Origin of the sequence: Nitrosospira multiformis (assembly GCF_003050865.1) — a bacterium.
In the GTDB taxonomy this organism is placed as follows: domain Bacteria; phylum Pseudomonadota; class Gammaproteobacteria; order Burkholderiales; family Nitrosomonadaceae; genus Nitrosospira; species Nitrosospira multiformis_E.
On sequence record NZ_QAOK01000043.1, the window covers coordinates 1 to 9891 of the forward strand.

Below are 9891 nucleotides of genomic sequence, written 5' to 3' on the forward strand. Positions count from 1 at the left end.
CGCTGGTCGTCGTACCAGACCTTTGCTCCCGGCTTGGGAAATACAGTCTTGATCGACAGCAGATACCGCATCTGTTGCGGCTTGAAAATGCCGCGTTGCGGATTAATGAGCGGAAATCGCTCTCCTTGGAAGACAAAACCTAGGTTCAACTCGGCCGCCGTGAGGTGAACGTGGATTTCTCCAAGCCTGCGGACATGGTTGAACGCCGCCATACGCATCAATGTGTCAGAGTTCTCAGGGATGATCGGTCCCATTACTCATCCCTTAAAACAATCTTCATTGTGCCAGCGCAGGGCAGCAGGATTCGGATGCTGCCCAATCTGATGGAAGTTGGATCTGGTGACCGTAGAGGTCGTGATAGTGCTTGCCGTTGTCAAACTCTTCCCGAATGCGCCGACTCACCTCGAATCGCAATTCGGGTGTCACCGTTACAACAGAGCCCCTATTCGACTATCCCAGAGGCACGTCCTGCTTCCTTCTCAAGAACGATCAGCTCAATAGATTTCAGCCGCCTCGAACTTGCGCGTGTTCCCCCATATCCGTGGGACGCTTGCCCGTCATTGCCGCTTTCACCATCTTGGCGACCTGCACAAGCTTGCTCTCCTTAACGTTCCAGTACTCGGCCTCGTCAATTTCCACACTCACAAGTGCAAGGTCCGGATCCTCCACGCCCTTCGGGAACCAGGCTTCGGCCATTTTCGACCACAATCGCTGTTTTATCACTAGGTCGTCAACGATTCTAGCGCTGCCAGACACCGAAACATAAGCATCCTTGCCGGGATCGGCATAACTTACGTTGACTCTTGGCTCCGCACTCAATTCACTCACCGGGTCGCTTGAACGAGACATAAAAAACCACAGTCGCTCACCCGCATCAGGATTGTCTGCGTCTGTGTTTTGGGTGGTCATTGGTCGTGAGCGCAACATGCCATCTGAACCTCGAGTGGTGAGCATGGCAAAACGAATGCTTTCTATCAAATCCCGTAGTGTTTGGTCTTCGTAAGTCATGGTGTCTCCTAGGGCACTTGTACGGCTCGTTTTTTCACAAAACCTGCTTCCTGCTTGAACTCGCTGCGTATTTCCTTCGCCTTGCCATGACACACCTCCTGACTCATTATCAGCCTTTTTAGATGTGTCCGTGAAACCGGGGGAAAACCCTGTCACAATTGTACTGCGCAGCCTACGGCACAGTAGCAATTAGCGTTTCAGCTAGAAAGAAGGCGGAAGGTAGCCATGAAAACCCCATATTTGGCCAATTTAGCGTCTGCCGTCATTCTCATTCAATTTAACAGAGATACAAATTGATGTCATTCCGAAACCAAGCTGGAAGTAGGCTGACGCTAAAGCTGTGCAATGAGCGAGGGCTAGCGAGCTCATTTAAGCTCATCGCGCTCGCTTCGGTACTGTTGCTTGCCAAACCCATACTGATCAAATGAACGTCCCTCTTTGGAGCGTTATTCTCGTGTCGGTCGTGACAGCCGTGATATTTGGGCTGATCCTTGTAATTTTTGGCCGAAACGAGAAGGAAATTACGCATCGGGTATCCCACCTTTACCCTGTATCCGATCCCCAGTTTTTACGCTCCATGGGCGTTCTCCTAGGTCCGGCATTGGTGAGGGGAAACCGGGTTGAAACGTTGCTTAACGGAAACGAGATTTTCCCCGCGATGCTGAAGGCGATTCGCGAGGCTGAGAAAACGATCACGTTTGAGACTTACATCTACTGGTCGGGAGCTATCGGCCGAAAGTTCGCGGAGACGCTGTCGGAAAAGGCACGGCAAGGGGTCAGAGTTCATGTCCTCCTCGATTGGGTTGGCAGCGAGAAGATGGAAGAGGCATCTATTCAGACAATGCGGGATGCTGGCGTCGAGATCGAAAAATACCATCCCCCGACCTGGCGCACCTGGAGAAGAATAAACAATCGGACTCATCGCAAGATTCTAGTGTTAGATGGGAAGACAGGGTTTACCGGGGGCGTCGGAATTGCCGACGAATGGCTCGGCGACGCACAGGGGCCTGATAATTGGCGCGATACACACTACCGCATTGAAGGGCCTGTTGTAGCGCAATTGCAAGCGGCATTCGCCGACAATTGGACGAAGGTAAAGGGTAGCGTATTACATGGAGGAGAGTATTTTCCAGAGCTGAAGGAACACGGATCCAACCTTGCGCAAGTATTCAAAAGTTCGATCGAAGGCGGGGCAGAAAGCATGCATCTCATGTACCTGCTATCTATCGCGGCCGCTAAAAAAAGCATCCATCTTTCCATGGCGTATTTCGTTCCGGATGCGCTGGCGCGAGACGCAATGGTGGCGGCATTGAAACGCGGCGTGAGAATACAAATAATCCTGCCTAGCCGCTATATCGATAAACCCTTGGTACGTAGCGCCTCCCGTGGCACCTGGGGTGTGCTTCTAAGATCAGGTGCAGAGATATATGAGTTTCAGCCCACTATGTACCACTGCAAGTTGTTGATCGTCGATGAACTGTGGGTATCGGTGGGATCGACTAATTTTGATAGCAGATCATTCAAGCTGAACGATGAGTCTAACCTGAACGTCTACAATCAGGAGTTTGCCGAACGCCAAGTAGCGGATTTCAAGGTAGATCTGACACGGTCAAGGCAAATAACATTTAAGGAGTGGGAGTCTCGCCCCTTGACGGAAAAAGCCTGGGAATATAGCCTGAAAATTATTCGGCCACAGCTTTAGTTCTTTCGAGGATGTGAACTCAGCTCCAAGATTTTGGAAAGCGGGCCTATGAGGGGCCATCGAACTCGGCTTCACCCTTCCAGCTAGCGCATCGCGTTATTATTGATAACATATTTTATCAATAATAGAACGATGGTCTGTTTCGACACCTGCGGCTTCCTTCAGCACCGCGACAATCTGCTCCACCGCGAACCGTTTCTTCTTCATGCAAAACTCCTTTCTTTAAAGGTAAGTTTCGCCGAAAACTAACGTTGTCGCTGGCTACATTTTTGCAGAGAGAGATTACATGAGATAAACAGATCTCATGCCCCTAACAAATTCGCACAACTGACGTACACACCGGGCACCAAATATTCTTTCATTTTAAGAGAACAAGTACTAAAAAGAATTGGCAGCGGGAAACTTCATATTTGGTTTAATTGATGTGATCCGATTGTTCGCGTTGGCGTGGGGGAATAATAACTCTCGGCTTTTTGCTCCGATTGCGTTATCCCTAATGATGTTCACAAAGCAAAGGAGGAAAGACGAATGACACATCTAGTGATAAGAGCGGTTATATTCAAGCGACTTAAAGAAATAGTTCTTTGCAGCACTATATGTTTCTTTGGATTAATGGCAAATTTCGAAGCCACAGCTCAACAACGTACTCTGTCCGCAACCCCTAGCGGCGAGACGCAAGAAGCACTGAAGAAGTTTAAGCCGGAAGAGCGTAAGGCTCTGCAGCGTGCTAAGCGAATTGCCGATGATGAGCCTAAATTTAAAGTCAGGACAGGCCCTGATGAACCCCCTGGCCCTGTTGCTTTTGAATGTACTGGAGCGGGAAATTGTTCTTGTACGTGGGCGTATGACTGCGCTGACATGGCTCTAAATGCTGGCTGCAAAGCCGGTACCCTTGAGTGCGGGCTTATAACATGTTCATGTAACAAGTGAGATGACCTCAGGGGACAGCAAGTTAGCGGTAGCTTTTGACTGTCATGAACAGTTGTCCCCTGTAACAAAAACTTGCGGCATGTTTTCACAATATCGTAAGGCCGAATTGACTTCAAATTACTCTTCCGAAGGGATAGATTAGCGCACGTCCGGAACGGCAAGCAATCTTGCATGAATGGCTGCGATACAACAAGACTTCAGCCAGACAGACGTTCCTTTCAAGCCCTTTTGTTTTGTAATACTTGAATCTAACATTCGGATGCCGCCGCTGCTTCATCTGTTCGACCCACGGACCTGGGTCCTTCGCATTTATCAACACACTGTGTGCGCCGTGGATTTATGCAATCTTCCATCGTGATCACGCCGATGCCAATAGCCCGTGGGAGCCTCATCCTTCCCTACCATTCCTCACGGGTGGGAGGCGTCCATACCATTTCTCTCAGATGTCGGAGCCTCCTCAAAACCCGGGGCGATTCAGGTTGTTGAGTCAGGTGACTCATCAGTTTAATTACCCTTACACTTATTTGAGACTTTAACATTTATAATTAGTTTTCGTTCTATCGGCCCATCACATGTAACATAGTGATAAACTTCAGGAGGAAATGTTGAGAGAGGATTCATAGCGCTAACGTTGAGCTAAGCGGCTTCCCGGTGGCGGTCCGCTTGAGCGAAGGGTTAGGCGTCACGGCGTCTCTCAATACTATGCAGTAAGCTTTTACTGACTTGGACCGAAGTATCGGGGGAGTCACAGTGCGCCGGGCGACCAGCGCCGAACTCAACGCAGAAGATGGGTGGGCAGTCATGAGCAATCGCTTCCTGATGTGGGCCAAAACATGGATCGAGGAAAACATCCCTCCCGGCGCCAATTCCGACATAGAGAGTCATGAAGTAAAGGCAAAGCGGCTGTCGGAGAAACTGTTCGCCGAGGCAGCTGCGGTCAACTTCACAAACTTCGAGACCGAGGAGGAGCGGGAGCGCGTTTTGCCCCTAGTACTGGCCGCGGTCTCGGACAGCAGAGACTTTGACATCGATGCCTTTCATCTCAAGTCGCAACTTGCGCGGGAGAATGAAGATGGCGACTGAGCCCCGCATGGTTGGTCTTCAGGGCGGCATCGCGTTGAGGAGAAGGCACGAAAAGGAATATTATTTACTTTAAGCCATAAATACATAAACAAAAAAAGATATATAGTCACTTCTGGTGTAACCGCCATGCAGCTTCAACGCTCTTGGCTTGACTCGCATCTTATTGATTGGACGGGTGTATATTCTCGTAGCGTACGAAAAATTCCCTTTTGTGTTTTCTCCTCGTTGATCGACCGGAAGATTTCGGACCCCACCCGAGCGCATGTGTTGGCCTGGCGTAAAACCTTGGAGGAAAAATCACTGGCCGGCGCCACCATCCGCAGGAAGCTGGCGGCGCTCGCTTCCTTGTTCGAACATTTGTGTGAATCCAATTTGGTAACGCACAATCCGGTCAAAGGCGTCAAACGTCCGGTAGTGGAATCTCAACAGGGAAAAACACCGGCACTCGGGGAGCCCAAGCGCGGGCACTTCTAAGTGCTTCCGATGCCAATACTCTCAAGGGCAAGCGCGACCGCCATTCTTTCCCCCTGCTCTATCACGGCATACGTCGAGAGCAACTGACCAAGCTGAAAGTTAAAGACTATTGTCAATCTGGGGTCAGCTCACGAAACGGAATTTAAAGTACGTTAATATTTAACAACTTATTGATAATAAGATCTTACAAGAATTCAGATTACTCAAAAATCAACGTTCAAGCGCTTTTTCAAATCCTTGAATTTATTATTTTTCATTTGACTAGCGTACGATTTTTTCCGTTTCGTGAGCTGACCCCATCACCGCCATCGCGCGAGCGGTTTGAATTTGCTCGTCGCCGCCATTATTTTGTGGAACACGACTTATCTGCAGCGGGCTGTCGATTACCTTCGAAAACAAAGGCATCATCCCGTGCCCGGAGATCTTACCCATCTGTCGCCGCTGGGCTGGGGGGATTACCATGGAGGCCCTCAATTTACGCTAGGGGCGCACTACCATTTCCGCTTTTATTACCAGGGCAAGTCAATGACTGCACGGTCGCACCAGAACTAACTGATCGCCAGACTCCGCGGTGGAAACGATCATCGCGGACAAGGGCTATGACAGCAAGCGAATCCGCGAAACCATCGAGTCGCAAGGGGCAAGGTCGGGCATCCCCCGGAAGCGTAATTCAGTCAAAGGCAATGCAGATTTGGATAGAGGATTGTATCGTTATCGGCATTTGGTGGAAAACACCTTTGCCCGCTTGAAGCATTATCGGGCTGTAGCATCACGATTCGACAAGCTGAAGAGAAATTACGAGAGTGTAGTAGCCATGGCCTACATGATCCTCTGGCTACCAATGTGAAACGTCAACAGACCCTAGAAGAAATAATTGAATGATAATATTCCCTCATTATTTTGGTCGTAGCGGTTCAATTCCAACCTTAGATCCAGATCTTGTGAAAGCGCATAGCGAGTAATGAGGTGACTAGTGAAGAAACGCTTACTTTCACCGAGGAGAAAAACCTGGTAGCTCCCCGCCAATTTGATTCTCAAATTTTCAGTAATGCTGAAGTACATTCCCACTTCAGTATCGCCACCCAATCGAAAATTTTGTTTTAGATGATCGGAAAATTCCGCTTTTAGATCAGCAAAGGTATATAGCAGCAAGGGGGAGAAAAAATCCGGCCGATAAGAAAAACCTCTCCCATACGTACCTTTGAACGAATTGCAATAGTTGCAGTTTCGATCTCTAAGGTTGTCTACTGCCAGTTCTGCTCGCCAGGAAGGTTTGGCAAATAAGGAATCGTAGGGATTGAGTGATGTGATTGAGAGAAACTTCGCCTGATCTAGTCTTACCCGTTCGGATTCCAGGTAATAGCGGAGTTTGAAGTCCATAAAAATAATTTCTGAATCTTTATCATATCCTACGTCCTTGGCCATCAGGTCATGATATGCCGGGCGATAAGCAAATTCGAGGAAAGATTCGCGCTTGTTATGGCCAATTCCGAGTTGAAATCGGTCCGTCCCATGACCTTGGTCTGGTCGACTGGAAAAATCGGTAATTTTAGTATCCTCATCACTAGTAACTTGCAAACGGCTTCTAGCTAATAAAACGGAGCGTGGAATTTTTACTTCATTGTTGCTTTTTTCTTGCATGCTCCAATACTGTAAATAGTCCATATAAGCATTCAACAATAGAGCTTGCGATTGAGGGAGAAGGTTTTCAAAAGTTGGGCTATCTACTGTCACATCTCCTTGAACCATGCTTTTTAATATCTGCTTCTCATCATTGTCCATTCTACGTCGCTTATCATTCATTTGGCTAAGCACCGAAGGTCGATACACGGTTTGTTTTACTAACTCCTCCTGCGCCATTACAATTTTTACCGTATCAGTTGGTATCACACTGAAGAAAAAAGAATCTTTTAATCTTAGATTCGGATTGGCAATCTCTAATAAGGAAAGCACGTGATATGAGCAATTTTCCTGGAAATAATAATAATCAAAGTAAGTACCGCCCAGCTCCCACAAATGTAAAAGCATCGTGTTCAACTGATCTTCAGTAAACTTAAGTTCATATTCCCAAAGATCCCGGCTTTCCCAGTTGTTATATTCCTGCACTTTTGTGTAATAGGGGAAAATCGCGAAGCGTCCTGGAAATGAGCCTATTAAACCCTTCACTGCGTAGAGGAATCCATTCTCAGTATCGGGAACGGCCGCATAGTTGGCGCCATAGTTCATTAAATTATTTCCCTTGCCTGTTCTCCGGCTATCAATTCGTAGCAGGGTATGGCCAAACATAGAGGCAGGGTTGTTCATGAAGTAAGAGGCGAACACCAACGTTACTCCGACCGGAGCTAAAGTTTGCATCCAACGGCTGAGCCGATCACATTCGTGTATTTTGAGGCGATTGCGATCGAAGTCTAGTTCGTGGCTCAACCACTTGAATCGCGCCGGAAAGTTACACTGAGGGTGCTCTTTGCCTTCGGCAACCGCGGATAAGGGTATGAAGAAGCTGGCGAGAGTCGCTTCCAGCTCTGATTCTGGATCAGTCTTTCCCTGCGGAGAATTGAAAAAATCCATTCCATCCGCTTCACTCGTAAAGCCGCCGAATAATTCTTTGTTGTACTTGAGAAGTAGATGCCATATCCGGGCATCGGCTAGCTTTTTTTGTTGGGCTTGAAGCTGTAGATCGGCTAAATAATCGGCGTTGTGGTTGTCTTCGGAATGAGCAGTTGCAGGTGAGAAATAAAGGGAGAGAAGTAGCGCGGCTAGAGAGCAGGCAAACTGCACAAGGGAACGATAGGGGAGCTAACAATATCAAAGCGGATATAGGTAAAACCTATATCCGCTTATTTTTTAATTCAATGCAGACACTTTGATGTCACACGATTTAGCAAGGGTAGGATGACGGGTTAATTGATTTTCGAGCTTGCTCAGTAACTCTGCTGAGGTTGTTTGATCACTCACCACTAAATTGTCAAACTTCGCCTGCACCATTGATCCGAATTCTTGATAGCTGGCTGCGGAACATTGATACAAGCTAGCTAAGGTATAAAGATTTTCACCTTTTCCTTGCGCCATTTCTTTAACAAGGCTGGTGTAATTCTCTTTTGCAAATACTTCACGCTCCTTGCTCGTCTTCACTAGACCATGATCACCGCAATTTGAGGTCCCGGAAGTAATCCCGAAAGTTTGATTGCCGGAAGTTCCATTAGTAGTTGCAGCGAATACCTGTGAGGCCCCTGGTTTTGATCCCATGACCTCTGACCCTAACCCACAACCCGCTGCACCATACCCAGCGGCAAAAACAGAAGCTGGAAGCAGTAAAAAAGAAGCTGCTGCAATCAGACGATACCCCATATTGCTCTCCATAGAAGTTGCTAAAAATTAGATTAAGGTCGAATAGTGAGGGTTGCTTTTTAAGCACCAAAGTTCACCATTAAAGAGCGCCCCAGGAAAAACAAACAGCTTCCTTCCGAGAGCTGAACAAATGTAATTAACGTCTCTTAAGTTGTCAATGGGATATTTTAATAATTTACATGACATATGGCCTCTGCTATTAACATATTTTAGTTTTTGCTCCTGACGACAATATGACAATCTGAGGCCGTCATCCCGCCTCGCAGCAACCGACTCGCCCCGCGCGAGTTCGATCGGGAGCGGTACAAAGCGCCCAATCTGGTTGAGCGATTCTTCAACCGGCTCAAACAATTTCGTCACCTCGCGACCGGCTACGACAAACTCGCTAACCGCTTCAACGCTTTCTTGCATCTGGCTCGCGCCTACATCTGGCTACTGTGAACAGGCTCTAAAGATTCTGTCTTGGCCTGATCAGGAAAAATATATTCTCTCCGACGGTGGGTGGAGGACGCGCGTGCAGTAGCGGCTGCCGTAGACGGTTATACCGACTCACTTGCAGGTACAGCAAGCGGTTTACCCGGAGAGGGCGAAGGTGCGAATAAAGCGCCATATGCCCAAGCTGGCCTGATGCTTGCAGTACGTGTGGTCGTTCTCAAGGTTTTGTTGTTTTCGCACGTGCGAAATTTCCTCTACCCTGACCCTGAAAGGCTTTATTACCGACCGAGCCCATTTCCCGGCACCATCGGCTCAGCATATTAGGATCAATCCCCAGATAACGCGCGATCTGGCTTGCCGACCCATTGGCAGGCCGCACCAGTTGTACCGCTTCCTGCTTGAACTCCGCTGCATATTTCCTTCGCGTTGTCGCGGCACACCTCCTGACTCATTATCAGCCTTTTTAGATGTGTTCGTGAAATCGGGGTAAAACCCTGGGGCTCATGGACCTACTCAGCGACAGAGATAGCTTTCACCTTTAAATTGTCAGGCAGTCACCGTAAGCCGGACAGCGCTTGCTCCGCGTCGCGCCAGATCGCCCTTCTTGAACTCGTTCTTGCTTTGCGTTCTCCTTTTCCGAGTCTTTCGGTTATTTTAATAGCCAATTCGGCTCATCCCCTCTGTATCTAATAAATATTAGAATGATGGAGCTATAGTGTTTTTTCTGGTCTTGAAGGCATGGCAAGCCGTCATGTCATACGGGCAAAGTCTATAGCGATTCGGACGTAATATTTCCAATAAAATGCAGTGATTATAATAAGGAGATACAATAATGAATAATCTTTCCAAGATAGCGATAGCTGCTTTAGCGTTCGGAGGTTCCATTTCCGCTGCATCGGCCGCAGGCGTTA

At 48.1% G+C, this 9891-nt stretch carries 9 protein-coding genes and 3 pseudogenes; 5 read left to right on the forward strand and 7 right to left on the reverse strand.

Going from position 1 to position 9891, the window contains the following annotated elements; genetic code table 11:
* Positions 1–254 (reverse strand): hypothetical protein (locus C8R21_RS14525; RefSeq protein ID WP_219906685.1); only part of this gene is annotated, 254 nt, incomplete at its 3' end.
* 250 nt (positions 255–504) lie between these two features.
* Positions 505–1008 (reverse strand): pyridoxamine 5'-phosphate oxidase family protein, encoded by a 504-nt coding sequence (locus C8R21_RS14530; RefSeq protein ID WP_107763346.1) that lies wholly within the window; start codon positions 1006–1008, stop codon positions 505–507.
* Between the two features lie 424 nt (positions 1009–1432).
* Here C8R21_RS14530 and cls point away from each other — a divergent pair, with 424 nt between their 5' ends.
* The 5 genes and pseudogenes from cls to C8R21_RS14565 form a co-directional block, all read left to right on the forward strand.
* Entirely contained in the window at positions 1433–2710 is a 1278-nt protein-coding gene (gene cls, locus C8R21_RS14535; RefSeq protein WP_107763347.1) for a cardiolipin synthase, read from the forward strand.
* Between the two features lie 1653 nt (positions 2711–4363).
* Positions 4364–4723 (forward strand): DUF768 domain-containing protein, encoded by a 360-nt coding sequence (locus C8R21_RS14550; RefSeq protein ID WP_258192436.1) that lies wholly within the window; start codon positions 4364–4366, stop codon positions 4721–4723.
* Positions 4724–4990: 267 nt separating this feature from the next.
* A complete protein-coding gene (locus C8R21_RS16180; protein ID WP_219906686.1) occupies positions 4991–5197 on the forward strand; it encodes a hypothetical protein in 207 nt (68 codons plus the stop codon).
* 306 nt (positions 5198–5503) lie between these two features.
* Positions 5504–5656 (forward strand): annotated as a pseudogene (locus C8R21_RS16740) (Tn3 family transposase); the annotation flags it as partial.
* 56 nt (positions 5657–5712) lie between these two features.
* A pseudogene (locus tag C8R21_RS14565) lies at positions 5713–6044 on the forward strand (transposase); the annotation flags it as partial.
* A 14-nt stretch (positions 6045–6058) separates the two neighbouring features.
* Here the strand turns inward: C8R21_RS14565 and C8R21_RS14570 are convergent.
* From C8R21_RS14570 to C8R21_RS16190, 5 genes and pseudogenes are all read right to left on the reverse strand, one after another.
* A complete protein-coding gene (locus tag C8R21_RS14570; protein WP_258192437.1) occupies positions 6059–7975 on the reverse strand; it encodes an Lnb N-terminal periplasmic domain-containing protein in 1917 nt (638 codons plus the stop codon).
* A 66-nt stretch (positions 7976–8041) separates the two neighbouring features.
* Complete coding sequence (locus C8R21_RS14575) at positions 8042–8545, reverse strand: DUF3015 domain-containing protein (RefSeq protein ID WP_107763350.1); 504 nt, start codon at positions 8543–8545, stop codon at positions 8042–8044.
* Between the two features lie 27 nt (positions 8546–8572).
* Entirely contained in the window at positions 8573–8956 is a 384-nt protein-coding gene (locus tag C8R21_RS16745) for a hypothetical protein (protein ID WP_375136009.1), read from the reverse strand.
* A 277-nt stretch (positions 8957–9233) separates the two neighbouring features.
* Positions 9234–9362, reverse strand: a pseudogene (locus tag C8R21_RS14585) (IS3 family transposase); the annotation flags it as partial.
* A gap of 314 nt (positions 9363–9676) precedes the next feature.
* Positions 9677–9891: hypothetical protein (locus tag C8R21_RS16190; protein WP_219906688.1), on the reverse strand; the 215-nt coding region annotated here is incomplete at its 5' end.

What these genes read in the sequence shown, in the direction of transcription:
- C8R21_RS14530 (WP_107763346.1), bottom strand. Translation starts at nt 1,008, where the DNA reads ATGACTTACGAAGACCAAACACTACGGGATTTGATAGAAAGCATTCGT.
- C8R21_RS14575 (WP_107763350.1), bottom strand. Translation starts at nt 8,545, where the DNA reads ATGGGGTATCGTCTGATTGCAGCAGCTTCTTTTTTACTGCTTCCAGCT.
- cls (WP_107763347.1), top strand. Translation starts at nt 1,433, where the DNA reads ATGAACGTCCCTCTTTGGAGCGTTATTCTCGTGTCGGTCGTGACAGCC.
- C8R21_RS16745 (WP_375136009.1), bottom strand. Translation starts at nt 8,956, where the DNA reads ATGCAAGAAAGCGTTGAAGCGGTTAGCGAGTTTGTCGTAGCCGGTCGC.